This window comes from Gordonia sp. LMA167, from assembly GCF_058130025.1.
Genome location: NZ_CM176708.1, coordinates 6,684,182 through 6,705,420, shown reverse-complemented (window position 1 = coordinate 6,705,420; position 21,239 = coordinate 6,684,182). Strand labels below are relative to the sequence as shown.

The following is a 21,239-nucleotide window of genomic DNA, read 5'->3' as shown; positions in this document are numbered from 1 at the left end:
ATCGGACCGAGTGTCTGAATCCCCTGCTCCGTGAGGGCGGTGTGTCTGAATTCCTGATCCCTGAATGGCCTCCGAGTTCGAGTGTCTGAATCCACGCTCTCTGAAGAGCTTCCGAGTTTGAGTGTTCGAATCACGCTCTCTGAGTCTGAGGAGCTTTTGAGTGTGAGTGTTTGCATTCACGCTCTCTGAGTCTGAGGAGCTTTTGGGTTTGAGTGTCTGCATTCACGCTCCCTGAGGAGCCTCCGAGCTTGCGAGGATGCGTCACGAAGGGCCGCCCTTCGTGACGCTCGCAAGCTCGCTCCTCAGGGGTCGGGTTGTTCGCGAGTTCGCTCCTGAGGGGTCGGGTTTTGTGTGCGGGCTCGCTTCTCGGGGGTCGGGTTGTTCGCGAGTTCGCTCCTGAGGGACCGGGTTGTTCGCGAGTTCGCTCCTGAGGAGTCGGGTTTTGTGTGCGGGCTCGCTTTCTTCGGGGGTCGGGTTTTCTTCGCAAGTTCGCTCCTCTGCGGTCGCGTGGCGGCGTTTGTGGCTCCTGCCGACTAGCCGGATCACGGTTCAGGTGATCGCGGCCGGCGTGGCAACGATGTCGCGTAACGACACGGTGGGGTCCGCTAGCCGGTCGGGATCGACTGCAGTCCGCGCCGAGATGAACTTCCTACCGGCCATGAAGTCACCGGGTGAGTTCGCGGTTTCCACTGCAACCACGGTGTTCTCGGCGTTGACGTGGAACAACCCGAACGAGTCCGGCTTCTTGCCGGGGCGGGCGACAACCCGGCAGCCCGGTGCCATCAGGCCGGCGATCTTGAGCTTCAGATCGAACTGATCCGACCAGAACCACGGGACCTCGGGGTCGGGGTGCTCACTCCCGAGGAGGGCGGCGGTGACCTGGCGCGCCTGCTCGGTGGCGTTCGGGATGGATTCCAGCCGAACCAGATCCGCTGCGCCCTGCACGGGGCGACGGGCGACATCGCCGATCGCGAACACCGTAGGATCACTGGTGCGGCACTGGGCATCGACGATGACCCCGTTGTCACAGGCCAATCCGGCCCGGTTCGCGAGCTCGTCATTCGGGACGGCACCGACCCCGACGAGAACCGTGGTGGCCTCAATGAGCGTGCCGTCGGCCAGTTCGACACCAGACGCCGAGCCGCCGTCGGCACGAATCGCCGAGATCTGCGCGGAGACCCGGATGTCGGTGCCGTGATTGCGGTGGTAGCGGCTGAGTCGTTCCGACAATTCGGGGCTGGCAACGCGAGCCAACACACGGTTCTCGCGCTCGACGATCGTGACCGGGATGTCCACCGACCGCGCGACCGAGGCGACCTCCATGCCCACGTAACCTCCACCGACGATGGCTAACGGTCCCCGACTGTTCAGAGCGCTGCCGAGAGCACGTGCATCGTCGAGCGTCCGCAACGTCAGTACCCCTGCGGCCTCGACACCCGGAATCGGAAGAAGTCGGGGTGTTGATCCGGTGGCGAGCACGAGTGCGCGGTAGCCCAGCGTCGACCCGTCCGATAGCTCGATGCGCATCGACGGTCGATCAATGCTCACCGCGCTGACCGAGCGCCGGAAGTCGATAGCGTTCTCTGCGTAGAACTCTGCGGGCCGCAGTAGCTGGTGCGCCTCGTCGCCACCGAACTTCTTCGACAGCGGCGGGCGATGGTACGGATGGTGCGCTTCGGCACCGACCAGTACGACCGGCCCATCATAGCCGGACTGGCGCAACAGAGCGGCGAGCCCTGCTCCGCCGTGCCCGGCGCCGACGACGACAATCGGGTCCGTGATGCTCATCGACTGCTGAACTCCAACTCGACCGGCATGTTCTTCAGCCCGCCCACGAAGTTGGTCTGAATGAACTTCGTGTTCCCGGCGAGCTGCACGTTCCTCAGATGGGGAAGCAAAGCCTCGAACATGATGCGCAGCTCGATCTTGGCGAGGTGCTGTCCGATGCACATGTGCGGTCCGTATCCGAAGGCGATGTGCCGGTTGGGACGTCGGTCGATGTTGAACACATCGGGCTCGTCGAACACCTCGGCGTCGCGATTGCCGGACTGATACAGGAGCATGAAGCGATCACCCGGCTGGATCGAGCGGCCCCGCAGCTCGTAAGGTTCGAGCGCGGTACGCATGAAATGCTTGACCGGCGACGCCCATCGCAGGGACTCGTTGACGAGGTTGGGCACCAACGAGAGATCGCCCTGCAGGCGTTCGAGAAGTCCGGGGTTCTGCGCTATCGCGTGGATTCCGCCGGCCATCGTCGACGACGTGGTGTCGTGGCCCGCGGTGGCGATCGCGATGAAGTAGCCGTAGGCGACCTCTTTCGCGAAGTACTCGCCGTCGGCGTCCTTTGCCACAGAGATGATAGACGCGAGATCGCCGGTGGGATTCGCACGCCGATCCATCAGCAACTTGTCGAAATAGGCGTAGAAGTCCTGGATCGTCGCGACCCACTGCTTGGCGGCGGCATCGGGTGTCAGCGGTTCCACGTCGGCGCGGGCGGCATCGGGGTCGGCAGTACCGAAGAACTCCTGCGTCAGCGCCATCATCCGCGGTTCGTCGGATTCCGGCACGCCGAACAGACTCATGATCACGTGCAGTGGGTACTGCAGGGCGAAGTCCTTGACGAAGTCGATCTTCCCGTCGGTGGTGAGCAGTCGGTCGACCGACTCACGTGCGAGGGTCCGGATCGTGTCCTCCCACTGCTTGAGGTTGTTGGGACGGAACCAGTCGGCGGCGATGTCCTTGATGGCCGTGTGTTCCGGCGGGTCGAGGTAGGTCAACGTCTCCAGGATTCGCAGGCTGCCGTTGTTGATCGACTTGGTGAACGCGTCACCGGCCTGGTTGGCCAGGATCGGGTTGAACTTGCCCTTGTCGTCACCCCCCGCGCTGGTGAAGATCTGCGGTTGCCGTTCGATCTCCATGATGTCGGCGTGCTTGCTCACCAGAAAGATCGGGTCGTAGCCGTCGACCTGTGCAACGCCGAGAGGATTGTTCTCGCGCAGCCAGCGGTAGGCCTCGAAGAGGCGTGCGTCATCGCGATGTCCTTCCGGGAGCACGATCTGTTGCGCCACGTCATCGGGAATGATCAGGTCGGCGGGGGATTGCGCGGTGGAGGTCATGAGCGTCCTATCTCGTGCGTCACACTGGGCGGGAACGTGATCCAGTGTGTGCGCTGGGTCACGTTCCGCTCATCACCCTGACGGGGTAACCCGGCTGTCCAAAGAGGTATCTCTCAGCGAGACCTCACTGCGGCACGTGCGTATCCCTCTGACGGGCAGACGATTACACCGAAGTGGTGATGCGCCCGAGCCGGTGAAAGGCCGACGATGAGCGTGAGGCCACACACCTCGCACAGCCTTCACAATCGAGGAGACAGCCATGGCACGCGTCATCTACCATCTGCCGGACGGCACCGAAGAGACCATTGATGTCCCGGCCGGCCAGAGCGTGATGGACGGATCGGTTCGCAACAACCTTCCCGGAATCGTCGCCGAATGCGGCGGAAGCTGTTCCTGCGCGACATGCCATGTCTATCTGGATGATTCGATGTCGGATGGCTTCGACCCACCCACCGATGAGGAGATCGAGCTGGTCGAGTTCCTCGAAGCGGTGCGCCCGAACTCGCGGTTGTCGTGCCAGCTGATCGTCGCCGATCAGGACGAAGTACATGTCGAGGTCGTCGACTCGTCCGCGTAGCGGTCGATCAGCCGGACCTGGCGATGAGTTCGGCACGGTTGCTCGCCCCCATTTTCCGCAAGATGTGCTTGACGTGGGTCTTCACCGTCTCGACCGACAGCGTGTGCGCTTCCGCAATGGTCGCGTTGGACGCGCCGCGAAGCAGGTCCTCCAGGATGTCACGTTCACGATCGGTGAGAAGGGCTGCGGTGGAGGCGAACTCCGCGGCACGGTCCGGGCCGTCCGCCCGGCTCTCGCTGCTTCCGAGTTGTTTGATCTGGTCGCCGAGCGACCGGAGACGGGACTCCTGCTCATGCAACCGCTCCTCACTCTCCATCCGCTCCGCGGTCGCTGCCGCGATGTCGATGAGGAGCAGCACGGTCTCGTGGTCGGCTTGTTCGACCGAACCGTCGATCACCACCAGGTTCCGAGAACCGGCGGTGGGGAGATCGACGACGGTCACACACCCGTGCCGCACGGACCCGTCGATGCCCGTCACACGATGCCACGTGACCATGTCGGTGGGCCCCGAAGACATTGCGACGGCCACCTGCTGGAGGCTTAGCTGCGATGGTTGTCCGCCGGACTCGTGACGTGCGACCTCGCGGATCGCCGTATCGTCCACCTCGGCGAGGAGGACGGTGCCCGACCCGGTGATGACACTCATTGCCCGGCAAAAAGAACCGGCCAGATCGTTGCGGTCCGTCGCGTCCATGACCGCTGCCAGGGCGCGTTCGACGCGCTCCGGCAGAACGGGGTCTGCGCTCACGCCTGCTGCAGGGGGCCGGGCCGACGCTCTCGAAAGAGGGCGGCGGCCTGGGCCCGTGACTGCACCCCGAGCTTTGCAAAGATACGTCGGACGTGGGCTTTCACCGTGCCATCCGAGATGAACAGATTCGCTGCGATCTCACGGTTGGTCGCGCCGTCGGCCAGCAAGCGCAGGACCTCTTCCTCCCGCTCACTGAGCAGTTCGCGGACGGGGATGTCCTCGCTGCGAGAGGAGGTGTTGTCCTCCTCGGTTCCTCGGTGAAACGTCGGTCGCGGACCGTCGTCGACCGTCATCACCGCGCCGACCAGGTCACGCAGTGCGTGTTGTTGCAGGTCCATCTGTCGGCGATGCAGTGTGGTGGCCATGATCAGGCCGGAGATCCGGGCCGCCATGAGAAGCGCGCGAACGTCCTCATCGGTGATGCTGTCACGGTTTCGATCCACATGAAGAATCGCAACCGTCCGCCGGTCCACGAGAATCGGCGCCGCCGCGTATGCGGCAGGATCTGACAGATCGATCAGCGGACGGTACGCCTCACGGTGATACGCCCGTCGATTCAGGACATAGGGCCGACGAAACCGCACGAGGTCCGCCTCACGCGGCGCGCGGAGCAACGGCACCGGGGTGCCGTTCACCGCGTTACGCAACTCGCGATAGCCGTCCTCGAGCTCGGGCGACACATGGACATACTGCGGCGCCCACGACGAGCCATCGACCCACGAGAACATCGCCTTCGAGAATCCCAAGCCGGTACAGGCTTCTTCACAGGTCACCGACGCGATGGTGGCTTGATCTGCATCGCGCAACCGTGACAGAAATCGGCGAAGTCCCCCCGCGGGGGACGCATCGCCATCGGTATCGATTGCCATCATCGGTTGACTCACTCCATTGACCTCATGCTGTGACGCGCACCACAGTCTAGCGGATCGACAGTAGTCAACGACGGCCTCAGCCGACCGGCGGCAGGTACACCGTGTGCAGGTGCTGGAAGGTGTGCAGGCCCTCGGGTCCGAGTTCGCGACCCATTCCGCTGCTCTTGATCCCGCCGAACGGGGCGACAGGGTCGTTCGAGTAGTGGTTCACTCCGACGGTGCCGGACTTCACCCGCGCGGCCAGATCGGCGGCGCGTTCGACGTCCGAAGACCAGACCGAACCGCCCAGACCGTACTCGCTGTCGTTGGCGATCGCGAGTGCCTCGGCCTCGTCGGCAAACGGGATGACACTGAGGACAGGGCCGAAGATTTCCTCACGCGCGATCGTGGCGGTGTTGTCCAGGTCGGCGAACACCGTCGGTTCGACGAAGAATCCGGTGTCGAGACCAGTCGGTCGCCCACCGCCGGTGGTCAGTCGCGCGCCCTCGCTCTTGCCCTTGGCGATGTAGCCTTCGACACGATCGCGCTGTCGGGCCGACACCAGGGGGCCGATCTTGGTCTCCGGGTTCAGGGGGTCGCCGATCGCCAGCGACTTGGCCAGATCGGTGAGGGTGTCGACCACCTCGCCGTAGCGTGACTGGGGGGCGAGCACGCGGGTGTTGAGCCAGCAGATCTGACCGTTGTTCAGGAACGTCACACCGAAGAGCGACTCGAGGGAGGCGTCGAGGTCCACGTCGTCGAGCAGGATGGCTGCGGACTTGCCCCCGAGCTCCAGGGTGACCGGACGTAGGAGCCGACCGCAGGCCTCGGCGATCGTTCGTCCGGCGGCCGTCGACCCGGTGAACGACACCTTGTCGACACCGGGGTGTTCCACCAGGTAGGCGCCGATCTCACGCCCGCCGGGGACCACGTTGAGGACGCCGGCCGGAAGCCCTGACGCAACTGCGGCCTCGGCCATGAGGAAGGCATCGAGGACCGTCTCCTCGGCCGGCTTGAGCACCACTGTGCATCCGGCGGCGAGCGCCGGGGCGAGCTTCAGGAAGGAGATGGCCTGCGGCACGTTCCACGGCACCACCGCGCCGACAACGCCGACCGGTTGACGGGTGACCCGTGCGGTGCCGCCCAGCATCCCGGCCCGCTCGTCGACGGCCGGCGAATCGACCATCATCTGGCTGAAGTAGCGCAACAGGACGGCCGGGAAACCGCCCTCGAACTGTTCGGCCAGCCAGATCGGCATGCCGTTCTGGATTGACACACGTCGCGCGGTCTCGGCCGCGCGGGACTCGAGTTCGGTGGCGAAGCGATCCAATGCTTCGGCGCGCTGTTTGGGGTGCCAGGTGGACCATCCGTCGGGATCGTCGAAGGCGCGACGGGCGGCGGTGATGGCGTTGTCGATATCCGCGGTGGATGCCGCGGGCACGCTGCCGATTCCTTGCTCGGTGGTCGGCGACGTCACGCTGATCGTGCTGGTGGTCGCCGGGCTCTGCCAGGCCCCATCGATGTAGAACTCGCGATAGTCGATGGTTGTCATCTCGCTCCTCGTCTGGTCTGCGACGCGCCGTCTGTTCGGTGGCCGATGGGTGTGAACGGCGTCACTCATAGGTTTGCCCAGGACTCACGAAATTTCAATGGTTAGTTTGGTCGTACCGATAAATATCACTCCTCCGATTCGGCGGTTACCCCGTCGGGGTGATTTCCACTGACCTTCGGGTGCCCGTGCCACGCCGCGTGTCCAATTGAATGCGCGAAGCGGTTGCATTATTCGGTCCGACCATTCTAACCTTTGGACATACACGTGATCGATGTGACGGAGGACACCATGACCGGCGAGCGGAATCTCGGCAGGTACACGCAGGAGCGGATCGATGAGTATTACGCGGCCGGACAGTGGGCCGACGAGAACTTCACCGAGCTCCTGCGCTCACGGGCCGCGGCCTACCCTGGCAAGATCTTCGTGACCGACGGCACCTACTCGCTGACGTTCGCGGACCTCTACGACACCTCGCAGCGACTCGCGCTCGGCTTGCATCGGCGTGGCTTACAGGCCGGTGACCGGGTCGCGGTTCAACTTCCCAACTGGGCGGCATTCGTGGTGGTCGCCGCCGCACTGGCGCGCATCGGGGTGGTGATGGTGCCGATCATGCCCATCTACCGCAAGGACGAGGTGTCGCATGTGGTGGCGGACGCATCGATCCGGATGGCCATCGCGCCGGCCGAATTCAAGGGGTTCGACTACGCCTCCATGTTCGACGAGATCCGGGGCGAATCTGCAAGCCTGGAGTCGATCGTCTCCGTACGCGCGGCAGAGTCCGCGCGTACGTCACTGGCCGAGCGTGGCATCGACGTCTTCGAGGATCTGCTTGTCGAGGACGTCGACTCCGCTGACGTGGACGCGGAACTGAACTTCCGAGCCCATCCCGATGATCCGTTCGTCATCGTCTACACCTCGGGCACGACGTCTCGACCGAAGGGCTGCGTCCACACCTTCAACACGTACGCATCGGGAGCTCGGGCCCTGGCCGTCGCTTTCGGGCATTCCGAGGCCGACGTACAGTTCGGCCCGTCGCCGATCACCCATACCACCGGGCTGGTGACCAGCGTCCTGATCCCGCTGTTGGCCGGCGCGGCCACCCACGTGATGGCGGAATGGAATCCGGCGAAGGGTCTCGAAGAGATCCAGACATACGGTTGTACCGCGGCGGTCACGGCGACCACCTTTCTTCAGACGCTCATGGCCGCGGCGGACGAGCATCCCGAGGCAGATCTGTCGTCGTTACGGGTGTGGACTTGCGCGGGCTCGCCGATCCCCGCATCCGTTGTCGAGAACGCCAAGTCGAAGCTTCCTGCCGCCGCGATACTTTCGCTGTACGGGCGTAGCGAGAACCTGTCGACCACCACCTGCACCGTTGAGGACGATCCGAAGCGCGCGATCACCTCCGACGGCGCGGCGTTACCGGGGGCCGAGGTGCAGGTGGTGGGGCCCGATGGGCTCGAGGTGCCGCGCGGGACCGAGGGGGACATCGCCTACCGTGGCCCGTCCCACATGGTCGAGTATTTGAACCGCCCGGAGGAGACGGCGGAACTCTATACGCCGGAGGGGTTCTCGCGGTCAGGAGATCTCGGTGTCATGGACGCGGACGGCTTCGTCCGGGTGACCGGTCGAACCAAGGACATCGTCATCCGCGGCGGAATGAACATCAGCGTTCGCGAGGTCGAGGACAAGTTGGCCGACCATCCGGATCTGGTGGCCTTGGCGGTCGTCGGGATGCCCGACGAGAAACTCGGCGAGAAGGTGTGCTGCTATGTGGTCGCCAAGGATGGGCATGCTGCGCCCAACGTCGACGAACTGCGTTCATATCTCACCGATCGCGGCGTCGCGATCCAGAAGACTCCCGAGCGCGTGATCGCGATTGACGAGTTGCCGATGACCGCGACCGGTAAGATCCAGAAGCACGTGTTGCGCAAAAGGGTTGCTGCAGAGATTGATCAGCCCACGGCTGCCGGCGCGCGTTGAGCCGGATGCCGACACAGACGGCCGAGTTCGTCGTCTCGGGAGCCGAGGCGCTGCTTCGGGTCAGACCGGTCGAGCTGAGTGCGGATCGGGCCGAACTGTCGATCGGGTCGGGACCGTGGTTGCGTGACCCGGTGGCAGGTTTGAGCCGCGGGTCGCTGGGTGTGGCCCTCGACGACGCAACCGGGTACGTGGTCGCATCCGGGACCGAAGAGGGCAAATGGCCGGTCAGCCTTTCCATCCGCGTCGACTTCCTCGCCGACCCTCCGGTCGACGGGTCATCGATGGCCGTCACCGGCGAACTGGTTGCCCTCGATGACCGGGGCGGCACGACCCGAGGTGCTGTAGTAGATCACGTCGGCCGTCCACTCGCCCTGGTCACCCAGCGCTCGCATTTGGTGGCCGTCGACCCGCGTCCGACAAGTTCCGGGCTGAACTTCGACCTGCCGTCGGACGACGTGACGGTGCGGGATGCTCTCGGGTTCAGGGGCTCGACCGCCGGTGTCGTCGAGCTACCTCCGTCGTCTCTGGCGGCCAACGGCATGGGCAACGTACATGGCGGCGTCCTTATCTGCGGAGCGGAGTTCGCGGCCATGTCCGCGATCGACGCTGGGGGTGTCCTCCGCACCACCAGCATCGACATCGCCTATATACGACCCGGAGATGCGAGCGGCACAACGGTATTCCGATCCGAGGTCCTCCACCGAGGGCGATCACTGGCGGTGTGCCGAGTCGAGGCCGTCAACGAGTCGGGCAAGCCCTGTGCAGTCGCGACCGTGATCGTGCAAAGGTGAGGGCGTGAAGGCGATAGTCATGGCGGAGTTCGGTGGACCCGAGGTCCTGGTTCCACGGGACGTCGAGGAGCCGGTCGCGCGACCGGGCTGGGTCACCATCCGGGTCCAGGCGAGCGCACTGAATTGGCACGACGTGCTCGTGCGCCGCGGGCAGTACCGTTCGCCGCTGCCGCACACACCCGGCGCCGACGGTGCGGGCACTCGCACGGACACCGGAGAAGACGTGGTGATTCTGCCGTCACTCTTCTGGGGCGACCGACGCGATGCGCCGTCGGCGGAGTTCGAGATCCTAGGGGATCACACCCCGGGAACCTATGCGGAGTATGTCAGTGTGCCCGAGGAATGCCTGGCTCCGCGCCCCGACGCCTACTCGTGGGAGCAGGCGGCTGCCCTGCCGCTCGTCGGGGTGACGTCGTATCGCGCACTCGTGACCCGGGCCGGCCTGCGCCAGGGTGAATCGTTGCTGATCATCGGTGCCGGTGGAGGAGTCGCGACGATGGCACTCTCGCTGGCGAATGCACTCGGGGCAATCACGACCGTCACGGGATCGACGCCCGAGAAACTCGACCGTGCGCGCGCCGCCGGTGCTGCCGGCGGGGTCCTGCACACCGACGAGGACTGGCCGCGGCTGGCTATGGGACTCTCGCCCGACGGTGCCGGATTCGATGTGATCCTCGATCCGGTGGGACTCTGGAGCCACTCGGTGCGTGCACTTCGGCCGGGAGGCAGGCTCGTCGTTCTCGGGGCCAATGTGGCCGAGCACGTCAATCTTGACGTCCGGTCATTCTTCTTCGGTCAATACAGCCTGCTGGGGACCACCATGGGTGGTCCCGGGGACTTCAGTGGGCTGCTGGAGCTGATCGCCGGTGGTGGCGTCACGCCGCCGACCATCGCGTCCACTCTTCCGCTCGACGACGCAGCTGCCGCGCATCGACGTCTCCAAGCGGGCGCAGAATTCGGGAAGATCGTACTGGTCCGATAGGACGGGCCGTCAGGCCGACCGGTCGACCAGCCGTGCTTGCAGCCACCCGAGCAGATCGCCGATCACCTCGTCACGGTTGGTCTCGTTGAGCACCTCGTGGCGCGCGTCGGGATACACCTTGGCCGTGACGTCGGTGAATCCGGCCCCACCGAACCGCTGGACCAGCGGATCGAACAGCGCCAGACCGGCATTCACCGGATCCTTGTCGCCCACGGCGAGGTAGATCGGCAGATTCCTGCGCACTCCGCCGAGCGCATCGGATGCCGCCAGCGCTCGCGCTCCCACGAACATCGCCCGCGTTCCGTCCTGATCGAGACCGAAGCCGCACAACGGGTCCGCGATGTACTCGTCGACAATCGCATCATCGCGACTGAGCCAGTCGTAGTCGGTGCGCGGTGGCTGGAACGGGGCGTTGAACATCGCCAGATCGAGCGGCGAGTCGAGGTCCAGTGCAGGCTCGAGGAGATCGAGGGCCGCGGTGCCGGTCAGGATGACCGCGTCAAAGAGCGCGCTGTCGTTCAACAAGGCCTGCTGCGATGCGAACGAACCCATACTGTGGGCGATCAGTGCGAGCGGCAGACCGGGCTCACGATCCCTGATGACACGCGCGAACTCACCGATGTCGGCCACCAGCGCGGGCCATCCGTCGGCACCGACGTGCCCGGGTTCGCCCTGCCCGATCGTCGCGCCGTGTCCGCGCTGGTCATAGCCGTACACAATGAAGCCGGCGTTGGTGAGAGTCTCGGCTACGTGGTGGTAGCGGAGGAGATGCTCACCCATGCCGTGCACCAGTTGGACGGCGGCGCTGGGAGCCTCTCGAGGCTCCCACACGTATCCGACCAGCGTGTCGCCGGTGCTGTCGGTGAAGTCGAAAGTCTTGCGGGACATTGCAACATCCTTGAGTCGGGGTGCTTCCTTGCCAGACGTCCGCAGACTACTCCGAGACCGCGGCCCTGACTCGAGCTTTGGCGGAGATGACGACGCGATCGGCAGATGATGCCATGAGGTCGAGCTCCGCGCTTCCATCGGCAGCGTTGACCGACACGACTGTTCCGGTGAGCTCGATGGTCTCACCGATGGCCAACGGCGACGCGAAGCGCACCGAGAGGGACAGCAGATGCTCGACGTGGACCGCGTCGGCGACCCACGCGGCCAGCATCCCGGCCTGCATCTGGCCCATGGATATGACGCCCGGCAATCCCGCACGCCGTGCGTAGTCGGCATCGTGGTGGAGGGGGTTGAAATCACCTCCGGCACCGGCGAATCTGACGATATCGGTCTGGGTGATGGGACCGATCGCTCGTGGCTCGAGCTCGTGACCGACCGTGAATGTGGTGAGAGAGCGGGTCATGATGCACCCCTTTCGATGAGCACTTCGCGTTGGGTAACAGCTCGTGCGCCGGCGGCGTCGACCCAGGAGGTTTCCAGGGTCACCAGACGCATGGTTCCGCCGCGCTTGCCCTCGCGGGTGGTGTCGTCGACGACACGCCGTGTGCCGGTGAGGTGATCCCCGGCAACCAGCGGTCGGTGATACTCCCACTCCACCGAGCCGACCACCACACGCTCGATCGCCAAGCCGAGTTGCCTGACGAACTCCTGCTGGTTGCGGTGGTGCCCCGCGACGACCACATGCGTCGGCGTGGCCGGGATGCTGGTGAAGCCCGCCGACAATGCTGCGTCGGCGTCTGTGTGCACCGGGTCGGCGCTGTGCGTCGCCCGTGCGAACTCACGTACCTTGCCCGCTTCGATGTCAAAGGAAACCACGTCGAGTACCGGGTCCTTCGCCATCTCCTGTACCGGAGCCCTCGTCATCACGCCCTCCTAGATTTTTTGGTCTGACCTATTGTACCGTTGGTCCGTAACGAAGTGGAGGTTCAGATGGATCTGAGCGATTCGCCCGAGGAGGCCTTGTTCCGGGCTCGTGTCCGGGAGTGGTTGGTCGACACGCTGCCGGCACTGCCGTGGCCGGAGCCCTCGCGACTCGAGGACAAGCGCGGCTTCTGGTCTGTGTGGCAACAGAAGTTGTTCGACGCCGGGTTCGCGGGCCTGTCGTGGCCGACCGAGTTCGGCGGCGCCGGGGCCGATGCGAAGGTCAAGGCGATCTTCAACGAGGAGATGGATCGTGCGGGGGCTCCCGAGCGGCTGAACATCATCGGTGAGGATTTCGCGGGTCCGACGATCGTCGCGTTCGGCGACGATGAGCAGAAGCAGCGCTATCTGCAGCCGATCCTCACGGGCGAGGAGATCTGGTGCCAGTTGTTCTCCGAGCCCGAGTCCGGCTCTGATCTCGCATCACTGCGTACCAAGGCGACCAAGGTCGACGGCGGATGGAAAATCCAGGGCCAGAAGATCTGGACCTCACGGGCGCAGATCGCCGACAACGCGATCCTCTTGGCGCGCACGGGGGGCGGCGATCGACACAAGGGCATCACCTATTTCCTGCTGCCGATGGCCTCCGACGGGATCACGGTACGGCCACTCGAGCACATGCTCGGCGAGGCCGAGTTCAACGAGGTCTTCCTCGACGACGTGTTCGTGCCCGATTCGGCGGTGGTGGGCGAGGTCGATGGCGGATGGAAGGTGGCGATGGGCACCCTCGCCTTCGAGCGGGTCGGTATCGCCACCGGGCGTGTCAACACCACGCGTGCCGTCGGGGACCTGATCGAGCAGGTCAACCGCACCACCGATGACGACGGGAACCCGTTGACCGCACGCCCCGAGATCCGGCAGCGGATCGCCGACCTCTACGGGCGGGCACTGACGCACTATCTGATCGGCCAACGCGTGATCACCGGAGCGGCCTCCGGGCAGCCGCCCGGTCCGGTCACCTCCATCGGCAAGCTCTACTTCTGCCCGCTGGTCGAGGACATCGCCGACTTCGGACTCGAGCTCAGCGACTTCGGCGGTCAGTTCGGTCTGGCCGACGACGAGAGTGCCGACGCCGATCAGCAGCGGTGGCTACGGCTCGCCTACCAGGCCCGCGGCACCGCCATTGCAGGTGGTTCGACCTTCATCCAACGCAACATCGCGGCCGAGCGTGTGCTCGGAATGCCCCGCAGCTGAGAAAGGCGGCGTGATGAGCACCTACACGTGGAAACCGAGCAGCGATTACATCGAGAGCGCCAACGTCCTGCGGCTCGCCCGCAGCCATGGCATCGATTCCATCGACGATCTTCGTCGGCGGTCGACCGCCGACGTGTCGTGGTACTGGGATGCCGCGATCACCGACTTGGGCATCCCGTTCGCCACACCGTACGAGAAGGTTCTGGACACCTCCCGAGGTGTCGAGTTCCCGGACTGGTTCGTGGGAGGCACCTTCAACGCCGTCGACGCCTGCATCACCCGCTGGCTCGCCGACGGTGCCGACCGAGCTGCCATCGTCCACGAAGCCGAGGATCAGGCCGTCCGCACGATGAGCTATCGCGAGCTCGCCGACCAGGTCGGACGGGTCGCCGCGGGACTGATCGACCTCGGTGTCGGCGAGGGCGATGCGGTGGCGATCTACCTGCCGATGATCCCGGAAGCCGTCGTCGCGCTGTATGCCGCGGCAGGCATCGGGGCCATTCTGGTGCCGCTCTTCTCCGGATTCGCGGCGCCGGCGATCGCGTCCCGACTCAACGACGCCCAGGTCAAGGCGGTCGTCGTCGCGGACGGCACCATCCGACGGGGTCGCACTGTCGGCATGTCCGATGAGTTGGCCAAGGCGCTGCCGAACACTCCGTCGGTCTCATCGGTCATCACCATCGACAACGTCGGCGGAGGATTCGACTTCGGCGACGCCGACGTATCCACGGTCTCCTGGGATGTCCTCGTCGACCCGGCGCGCGAACCGCACGACTTCCGGCCGTTCCCCGCGATGCAGACGCTCATGTTGGGGTACACCTCCGGAACCACGGGAAAACCCAAGGGCGCGGTGCACACTCACAGCGGCTTCACGGTCAAGGTCGCAACGGAGGTGGCGTACTCCTTCGACATCTCGGCGGGCGAGACGTTCTGCTGGATCACCGACATGGGCTGGGTCATGGGACCGTTGGCGGCCTTCGGCACCCATGCCAACGGTGCCACGCTCCTGCTGTACGAAGGTTCACCCGACGCGCCCGACACCTGTCGGCTGTGGGACCTGGCGCAACGTCACGGCGTGACCATGCTGGGCGTCTCGCCGACCCTGATTCGCGCCATCCGATCGACCCCGCAGGAGGAGATCGCGCAGCGCGACCTGTCCTCGGTGCGAGTGCTGGGTTCCACGGGTGAACCCTGGGATCCCGACTCCTATGACTGGCTCGCCGCCGAGGTGTTCGACGGACGGGTCCCCGTGATCAACTTCTCCGGCGGTACCGAGGTGGGGGGCTCGTTTCTCGCACCGTATCCGGTGGAGCCGATCCCGAGTTGCTCGCTGGGCGGCCCGTCGCTCGGTATGGACGTCGATGTCGTCGACGACGACGGAAAACCGTTGCGCGGCAGTATCGGTGAGCTCGTCTGTCGGCAGCCGTGGCCGGCCATGACCCGCGGGGTGTGGCGTGACCGTGAGCGGTACCTCAAATCGTATTGGACTACTTTTCCGGGGATCTGGTGTCACGGCGACTACGCCCTGATCGACGACGACGACCGGTGGTACATCCTCGGGAGGTCCGACGACGTGATGAACGTGGCGGGCAAACGACTCGCGCCCGCCGAGGTCGAATCGGTGCTCACGACCCATCCCGCCGTCGCCGAGGCGGCCGCGGTGGGCGTCCCGGACCCGAAGAAGGGCGAGACCGTGTGGGCCTTCTGGGTTCCGCGCGCCGGTGTCGCCACCGACGGGGTCTCCGACGAGTTGCGACACCTGGTGGCCACGGGCGTCGGGAAGCCGTTCGCGCCGGCGAAGGTGTGGCCCGTCGAGGCTTTGCCGAAAACCCGTTCCGCCAAGATCCTTCGCCGCGCCGTCCGCGCCGCGGCGATGGGCACCGATCCGGGCGACCTGTCGAGCGCGGAAAATCCCGAGGCCGTCGATGCCATTCGAGATGTCGTGCACGGCGCCGATCGAGAAGCCGTGCCGGGCACGGTTGTGAGCTGAGGAAAGCGCATGCACTGGGAACTGTCTGACGAACAGGAACTGTTCGCGTCATCACTGCGGGAATGGATCGCCGCGAAATTCCCCACCGACACGGTCCGTGAGCTGCAGGCGGCGTCTGACTCCACATCGTTCGCCGACGCATTGATCGGTGAAGGCTGGTGGGGGGTCGGATACTCCGAAGACGTGGGAGGCCAGGGCGGTGGGGTCCTCGAGCTCGCACTTGCGGCGCGCGAGTTCGGACGAGCCGCGGTCACCGACTCACGATGGCTCGCCGCCGCTCTGGTGGCGCCCTTGCTCAGCGACGACGAACTATCCGCACAACTCAGTGGTGAGCGCAGGTTCGCGGCTGTGGTGCGGGCCGATCGCATGCCCACATGGGCGCCACTGACGGTCACGGGCTCGACGATCACCGGTACCGTCCGGCACATCGTCGGCGCCGCCGACGCCGACGTCCTGATCGTCCCGGTCGACGGACCCGACGGACCGAGCTGGGCCCGGGTGGCTGCTGCGGACGCATCGATCTCAGCCGAGAATCTCCTCGACCGGTCACGCGCAGCGGCCATCGTCGAGTTCGCCGACGCTCCGATCGCCGACATCGTCGCGAGCGATCACACGGCGCTGTCGAGGACGTCGACGCTGGCGGGGGTCCTCATCGCCGCCGACGCGTTGGGCAGCGCCGAACGTATGCTCGATCTCGCCGTCGAGTACAGCAAGCAGCGCAAACAGTTCGGGCAGTTCATCGGTGGCTTCCAGGCGGTCAAGCATGCGGCGGCACAGATGTTGGTCGCCGTCGAGTCGTCGTACTCGATCGCGCTGTACGCCGCGGCTGCCGTGGATGCCCGCCTCGACGACGCCGACACGATTGCGGCGGTTGCCAAGGCGCAGGTCACCGCAGCGGTGGCCGATCTCGCCGAATCGGCGCTCACGGTCCATGGGGCCATCGGCTACACGTGGGAACACGATCTGCACCTGTTCTACAAGCGCGCCAAGCTCGACCGCACCCTGTACGGGACGCCGGGCACCTGGAACGAGCGGGTGGCCGCAACCCTGCTCGACGAGGCCGCAGAGATCAGCTGAAACAGCTCTTGGTTATTTGGTCAGTCCATTGGTATGGTTATCAGGACTGAGGATAGGGAGAACCGACGTGGATTTCGAACTCACAGAGGACCAGATCACGATTCGTGATGCGGTCGCCGAACTGGCCGCCAAGTTCGACGACCAGTACTGGCAGGAAAAGGACGAGAAGCACGAATTCCCGACGGAGTTCTACAACGCGTTCGCCGAGGGCGGCTGGCTGGGGATCACCACCCCCGAGGAGTACGGCGGCCACGGATACGGCATCACCGAGGCGTCGATCCTGCTCGAGCAGGTCGCGGCCTCCGGTGCAGGCATGAACGGCGCGAGTTCGATGCACCTCTCCATCTTCGGGATGCACCCCGTGATCGTGCACGGCAGCGAGGAACTCAAGCAGCGCACCCTGCCACGCATCGTCAACGGTGACCTGCACGTCTGCTTCGGCGTGACCGAACCCGGCGCGGGCCTGGACACGACCAAGATCACCACCTTCGCCAAGCGTGCGGGCGACAAGTACATCGTCAACGGTCGCAAGGTCTGGATCTCCAAGGCGGTGGAGTCGGAGAAGATCCTGCTGCTGACCCGTACCCAGAAGTTCGACGAGTCGCCGCGGAAGACCGACGGCCTGACGCTGTTCCTGACCGACCTGGACCGCGACCACGTCGACATTCGGCCGATCAAGAAGATGGGTCGCAACGCGGTCACCTCCAACGAACTCTTCATCGACAACCTGGAAATCCCCGTCGAGGACCGCGTCGGCGAGGAGGGCAAGGGGTTCGCCTACATCCTCGACGGTTTGAATCCGGAACGCTGCCTGGTGGCCGCCGAGGCATTGGGCATCGGCCGGGCGGCGATGCGCGCGGGTGTCCGTTACGGCAACGAGCGCGAGGTGTTCGGTCGGCAGATCGGTAAGAACCAGGGAATCCAGTTCCCGCTCGCCGACTCGCTCGCGCGCCTCGACGCGGCCGAGTTGATGCTCCGCAAGGCAACGTGGCTCTACGACAACGGCAAGCCCTGTGGGCGCGAGGCCAACACGGCCAAGTACCTGTGCGCCGACGCAGGTTTCGACGCTGCCGATCGAGCCTTGCAGACCCATGGCGGCATGGGCTACTCCGAGGAGTACAACGTCGCCCGCTACTTCCGGGAAGCGCGCCTGACCCGGATCGCGCCGATCAGCCAGGAGATGATCCTGAACTACCTCGGCTCCCATGTCCTCGGCCTACCAAGGAGCTATTGATGAGTGACCAGCCGACCACCGAATCCGCAAAGCCCCATGGGATCAGTGTCTTCGGGCTGACCGGACGCACCGCCCTGGTCACCGGTGCCGGCGGTGGCGTCGGCGCGGCGGTCGCCGAGGCGTTCGCGGCTGCGGGCGCAGCGGTGCTCGTCACCGACATCAACAAGGACGCCGCAGCCCAGGTCAGCCAACGGATCACCGCCGCAGGCGGAACCGCCGAGCCGTTCGCACTCGACGTCTGCGACGCGGACAACGCGCGGGACGCGGTGGCAGCCGCGGCCGCGTTGGGAAACGGAACCCTGAACATCCTGGTCAACAACGCCGGGGTGATAGCACCCGCGATGTTCCCCAAGATGGACGAGGCGAAGTTCCGCAAGGTGCTCGACACCCATCTCATGGGCAGCTACCACTGCAGTCACGCGGCACTGGACGTCCTGCCGTCCGACGGGACGGGCCGGATCATCAACGTGACGTCGGCGGCCGGCCTGACCGGCACGATCGGCCAGGCCAATTACGGCGCAGCGAAGGCAGCCATCGTGGGCCTGACCAAATCGCTGGCCCGCGAGTTGGCCCGGCAGTCGGTCACCGTGAACGCGGTCGCCCCGCTGGCGGCGACTGCCATGACCGAGAACATCCGCAGCAACGAGAAGCTGGCAGCCAAGACCCTGGCACGCATCCCCTTGGGGCGCTGGGCGTATCCCGACGAGATTGCGCCCAGCTTCGTGTTCCTGGCCTCCGACGCGGCGGCCTACATCACCGGACAGATCCTTCCCGTCGACGGCGGGACGGTGATCTGACATGGGAGCAACTGTGACGGGCCCGTTCGCCACCTCGGGCCGAGAAGTCGTCATCGCCGAGGCCGTACGAACCCCCATCGGCAAATCACATCCCGAGAAGGGGTGGTTTCGTGACACTCATCCCAACGCGATGCTGGCGGCCTGCTACCAGGATCTCGTGACCCGCACCGGCATCGACCCGGCGGTGGTGGAGGATCTGATCATCGGCTGCACCGCGCCGTTCGGTGAACAGTCGCGCAACATCGGTCGCAACGCCTGGTTGCAGGCCGGCTATCCGGCAGAGGTTCCGGCGACGACGCTGGACCGGCGCTGCGGGTCGGCTCAGACCGCTGTCAACTTCGCCGCAGCACTGGTGGCGTCGGGTGTTCACGACGTCGTCATCGCGGGCGGCGTCGAACACATGGGGCATGTCCCGATGAACTCGCCGGCCACGATCAGCGAACTCTACGGTGAGCCCTGGCCGGCCGAATTGCGGGAACGCTATGACTTCGTCACCCAGGGGGAGAGCGCCGAACTCATCGCGGAACGGTGGGACATCTCCCGCACCGAGATGGACGAGTTCGCCGTCCGTTCGCACACGTTGGCCGCCGACGCCATCGACGCCGGACGCTTCGTCGACGAGATGGTCAAGATGGACCTCGACGGCGAGGTCCGAACCGGCGATCAGACCGTACGTCCGGGTACCACACTGGAGACGCTCGGCAAGCTGAAGACGGTGTTCCGCCCCGAGAACGGACGGATCACCGCCGGTTCGTCCAGCCCGATCTGCGACAGCGCGGCGGCGGTCGTGCTGTGCACCCGAGAAGCGGCGCAGCGACACGGCCTGCGGATCCGGGCGCGGATCGCTGACCAGACCACGGTCGGGGTGGACCCGATCATCATGCTGACCGGACCGATCCCGGCGACGCACAAGATCCTCGATCGGAACGCGTTGACCATCAACGACGTCGATCTGTTCGAGGTCAACGAGGCATTCTCCTCGGTGGTGCTCGCCTGGCAGCGCGAACTCAAGCCGGACGAGGACCGGGTCAACGTCAATGGCGGAGCAATCGCCCTCGGACACGCGGTCGGCGCCACCGGTGCCCGACTTATCGCCACCATCCTGAGCGAGATGGAGCGTCGTGACAGCCACCTCGGACTGGTGACCATGTGCTGCGGCGGTGGCCTCGGCACGGGAACCCTCATCGAGCGGGTCGACTGATGGTCGACTTCGGCGGGCTGCTCAAACCCGGCATGGGTGTCTGGTGGAGCCAGGCCGCCGCCGAACCACGCCCGCTGGTCGACCAGTTGCTCGCCCAGGCTCCCGACCTCGGTCCGCTGCGACTCTTCACCGGGTTGAGCTGGAATGACCAGTTGGCGCAATCCATGTCGCCGACCGACACCATGGTGTCCTACGGCGGTCTGGGTGCGCTCCGCGATCTCGGGGCCACCGATCGACTCGAGGTCGTGCCGTGCCACTATTCGGCGCTGCCCCGGATGTTCGCCGAGCACCGACTGCCCTGCGACGCGGGACTACTACAGGTGGCGCCGCCCGACGCCGACGGCATGTGTTCGCTCGGCATCGGCGTCGACTACATGGCGGATGCCATCGCGCACACATCGATGCTCTTCGCCGAGATCAACCAGCAGATGCCCATCGTTCCCGGTTCCCCGCGAATCCCGTTGGGGCGCTTCGTGTCCACCATCAACACCGATCGACCCCTCCAGGAGGAAACGACCCGCCCGGCCGGTGACGTCGATCGCGCGATCGCCGCGCACATCGCCGAGCTTGTCGACGACGGCGATACCCTGCAGGTCGGCATCGGCTCGACCGGTGCCGCGGTGTTCGACGCGCTCGCCGGTCACAAGGACCTCGGCGTGCACACCGGCATGATCACCGACGGCGTCCTACGCCTCATCGACAAGGGCGTGATCACCGGCTCCCGCAAACAGATCGATCCCGGACTCGCGGTGGCGGGCACCGCATTGGGGTCCGACGCCATGTACAGCCGTATCGCCGATGCGCCGGTGCTGTTCCGTCCGACCAGCTACACCCATGCGCCGCAGGTGTTGTCACAGCTCGCATCGCTGGTCGCGGTCAACTTCGCGATCGAAGTGGACCTGACGGGACAAGTCGGCGCGGAGATGAGCCGGGGCACCTACCTCGGCGCTGTCGGCGGTCAGGTCGACTTCGCTCGCGCGGCAGCACTCACCGGGAAGCGCTCGATCATCGCAGTACGCTCGACGATGCGCGGACGATCGTCGATCAAGTTCGCGCTCGACGAGGGAATCGTCACCACGGCACGCGCCGACGTGGACTGCGTGGTCACGGAATTCGGTATTGCGCACCTGCGGGGTCAGCCGCTGGCCGAACGGCGCCGCAGACTCGTCGCGGTCGCGGCCCCGGAGTTCCGGGAGGAACTGGCCACCGCGGTGCGGGCAACGTCGTGAACGTACACATCATGTCCATCGCATACTCAGAGAATCACCATCGAAAGG

At 65.5% G+C, this 21,239-nt stretch carries 19 protein-coding genes; 11 read left to right on the top strand and 8 right to left on the bottom strand.

The window, feature by feature from the left end; translation table 11 throughout:
* Nucleotides 1–549: 549 nt before the first annotated feature.
* Together ACVT6V_RS30125 and ACVT6V_RS30120 are read right to left on the bottom strand one after the other, a co-directional pair.
* Nucleotides 550–1,788 carry an NAD(P)/FAD-dependent oxidoreductase gene (locus ACVT6V_RS30125; RefSeq protein ID WP_489897711.1) on the bottom strand — a complete coding sequence of 413 codons (1,239 nt, stop codon included), beginning with the start codon at nucleotides 1,786–1,788 and terminating at the stop codon, nucleotides 550–552.
* Nucleotides 1,785–3,116 carry a cytochrome P450 gene (locus ACVT6V_RS30120; RefSeq protein ID WP_489897710.1) on the bottom strand — a complete coding sequence of 444 codons (1,332 nt, stop codon included), beginning with the start codon at nucleotides 3,114–3,116 and terminating at the stop codon, nucleotides 1,785–1,787. Before ACVT6V_RS30120 ends, ACVT6V_RS30125 begins: the two co-directional genes overlap by 4 nt.
* A 259-nt stretch (nucleotides 3,117–3,375) precedes the next feature.
* On the opposite strand from ACVT6V_RS30120, the gene ACVT6V_RS30115 reads away from it, so the two are divergent.
* On the top strand, nucleotides 3,376–3,693 hold the full coding sequence (locus ACVT6V_RS30115; protein WP_489897709.1) for a 2Fe-2S iron-sulfur cluster-binding protein: 318 nt from the start codon (nucleotides 3,376–3,378) through the stop codon (nucleotides 3,691–3,693).
* Nucleotides 3,694–3,700: 7 nt separating this feature from the next.
* On the opposite strand, the gene ACVT6V_RS30110 is transcribed toward ACVT6V_RS30115, so the two are convergent.
* From ACVT6V_RS30110 to ACVT6V_RS30100, 3 genes are all read right to left on the bottom strand, one after another.
* Entirely contained in the window at nucleotides 3,701–4,441 is a 741-nt protein-coding gene (locus tag ACVT6V_RS30110; protein WP_489897708.1) for a helix-turn-helix transcriptional regulator, read from the bottom strand.
* A complete protein-coding gene (locus tag ACVT6V_RS30105) occupies nucleotides 4,438–5,313 on the bottom strand; it encodes a helix-turn-helix transcriptional regulator (protein WP_489897707.1) in 876 nt (291 codons plus the stop codon). Before ACVT6V_RS30105 ends, ACVT6V_RS30110 begins: the two co-directional genes overlap by 4 nt.
* 76 nt (nucleotides 5,314–5,389) lie before the next feature.
* A complete protein-coding gene (locus tag ACVT6V_RS30100) occupies nucleotides 5,390–6,844 on the bottom strand; it encodes an aldehyde dehydrogenase (RefSeq protein WP_489897706.1) in 1,455 nt (484 codons plus the stop codon).
* A gap of 288 nt (nucleotides 6,845–7,132) precedes the next feature.
* On the opposite strand from ACVT6V_RS30100, the gene ACVT6V_RS30095 reads away from it, so the two are divergent.
* Genes ACVT6V_RS30095 through ACVT6V_RS30085 form a run of 3 tightly spaced genes read left to right on the top strand, consistent with a single transcriptional unit; the run spans nucleotide 7,133 to nucleotide 10,600 of the window.
* On the top strand, nucleotides 7,133–8,827 hold the full coding sequence (locus ACVT6V_RS30095; protein WP_489897705.1) for an AMP-binding protein: 1,695 nt from the start codon (nucleotides 7,133–7,135) through the stop codon (nucleotides 8,825–8,827).
* Nucleotides 8,828–8,832: 5 nt separating this feature from the next.
* Nucleotides 8,833–9,618 (top strand): PaaI family thioesterase, encoded by a 786-nt coding sequence (locus ACVT6V_RS30090; protein ID WP_489897704.1) that lies wholly within the window; start codon nucleotides 8,833–8,835, stop codon nucleotides 9,616–9,618.
* A gap of 4 nt (nucleotides 9,619–9,622) precedes the next feature.
* Complete coding sequence (locus ACVT6V_RS30085) at nucleotides 9,623–10,600, top strand: quinone oxidoreductase family protein (RefSeq protein ID WP_489897703.1); 978 nt, start codon at nucleotides 9,623–9,625, stop codon at nucleotides 10,598–10,600.
* A 9-nt stretch (nucleotides 10,601–10,609) separates the two neighbouring features.
* On the opposite strand, the gene ACVT6V_RS30080 is transcribed toward ACVT6V_RS30085, so the two are convergent.
* The 3 genes from ACVT6V_RS30080 to ACVT6V_RS30070 are packed head-to-tail and all read right to left on the bottom strand — an operon-like array spanning nucleotide 10,610 to nucleotide 12,412.
* Complete coding sequence (locus ACVT6V_RS30080; protein WP_489897702.1) at nucleotides 10,610–11,488, bottom strand: alpha/beta fold hydrolase; 879 nt, start codon at nucleotides 11,486–11,488, stop codon at nucleotides 10,610–10,612.
* Nucleotides 11,489–11,534: 46 nt separating this feature from the next.
* Nucleotides 11,535–11,951 carry a MaoC/PaaZ C-terminal domain-containing protein gene (locus ACVT6V_RS30075; RefSeq protein WP_489897701.1) on the bottom strand — a complete coding sequence of 139 codons (417 nt, stop codon included), beginning with the start codon at nucleotides 11,949–11,951 and terminating at the stop codon, nucleotides 11,535–11,537.
* Nucleotides 11,948–12,412 carry an FAS1-like dehydratase domain-containing protein gene (locus ACVT6V_RS30070; protein WP_489897700.1) on the bottom strand — a complete coding sequence of 155 codons (465 nt, stop codon included), beginning with the start codon at nucleotides 12,410–12,412 and terminating at the stop codon, nucleotides 11,948–11,950. Before ACVT6V_RS30070 ends, ACVT6V_RS30075 begins: the two co-directional genes overlap by 4 nt.
* A 66-nt stretch (nucleotides 12,413–12,478) precedes the next feature.
* Here ACVT6V_RS30070 and ACVT6V_RS30065 point away from each other — a divergent pair, with 66 nt between their 5' ends.
* The 7 genes from ACVT6V_RS30065 (at nucleotide 12,479) to ACVT6V_RS30035 (ending at nucleotide 21,191) form a co-directional block, all read left to right on the top strand.
* Nucleotides 12,479–13,663: an acyl-CoA dehydrogenase family protein gene (locus ACVT6V_RS30065; RefSeq protein ID WP_489897699.1), complete on the top strand. Its 1,185-nt coding sequence runs from the start codon at nucleotides 12,479–12,481 to the stop codon at nucleotides 13,661–13,663.
* Between the two features lie 13 nt (nucleotides 13,664–13,676).
* Nucleotides 13,677–15,653, top strand: a complete 1,977-nt coding sequence (locus ACVT6V_RS30060) for an AMP-binding protein (protein ID WP_489897698.1) — start codon at nucleotides 13,677–13,679, stop codon at nucleotides 15,651–15,653.
* A 9-nt stretch (nucleotides 15,654–15,662) separates the two neighbouring features.
* Nucleotides 15,663–16,730: an acyl-CoA dehydrogenase family protein gene (locus tag ACVT6V_RS30055; RefSeq protein ID WP_489897697.1), complete on the top strand. Its 1,068-nt coding sequence runs from the start codon at nucleotides 15,663–15,665 to the stop codon at nucleotides 16,728–16,730.
* Nucleotides 16,731–16,797: 67 nt separating this feature from the next.
* Nucleotides 16,798–17,964 (top strand): acyl-CoA dehydrogenase family protein, encoded by a 1,167-nt coding sequence (locus ACVT6V_RS30050; protein WP_489897696.1) that lies wholly within the window; start codon nucleotides 16,798–16,800, stop codon nucleotides 17,962–17,964.
* On the top strand, nucleotides 17,964–18,761 hold the full coding sequence (locus tag ACVT6V_RS30045; protein ID WP_489897695.1) for an SDR family NAD(P)-dependent oxidoreductase: 798 nt from the start codon (nucleotides 17,964–17,966) through the stop codon (nucleotides 18,759–18,761). Before ACVT6V_RS30050 ends, ACVT6V_RS30045 begins: the two co-directional genes overlap by 1 nt.
* Nucleotide 18,762: 1 nt before the next feature.
* The gene (locus ACVT6V_RS30040) at nucleotides 18,763–19,962 is read left to right on the top strand and encodes a thiolase family protein (protein ID WP_489897694.1); all 1,200 of its coding nucleotides are present in this window, start codon (nucleotides 18,763–18,765) and stop codon (nucleotides 19,960–19,962) included.
* Nucleotides 19,962–21,191 carry an acetyl-CoA hydrolase/transferase family protein gene (locus tag ACVT6V_RS30035; protein ID WP_489897693.1) on the top strand — a complete coding sequence of 410 codons (1,230 nt, stop codon included), beginning with the start codon at nucleotides 19,962–19,964 and terminating at the stop codon, nucleotides 21,189–21,191. Before ACVT6V_RS30040 ends, ACVT6V_RS30035 begins: the two co-directional genes overlap by 1 nt.
* The last annotated feature ends 48 nt before the right edge of the window (nucleotides 21,192–21,239 follow it).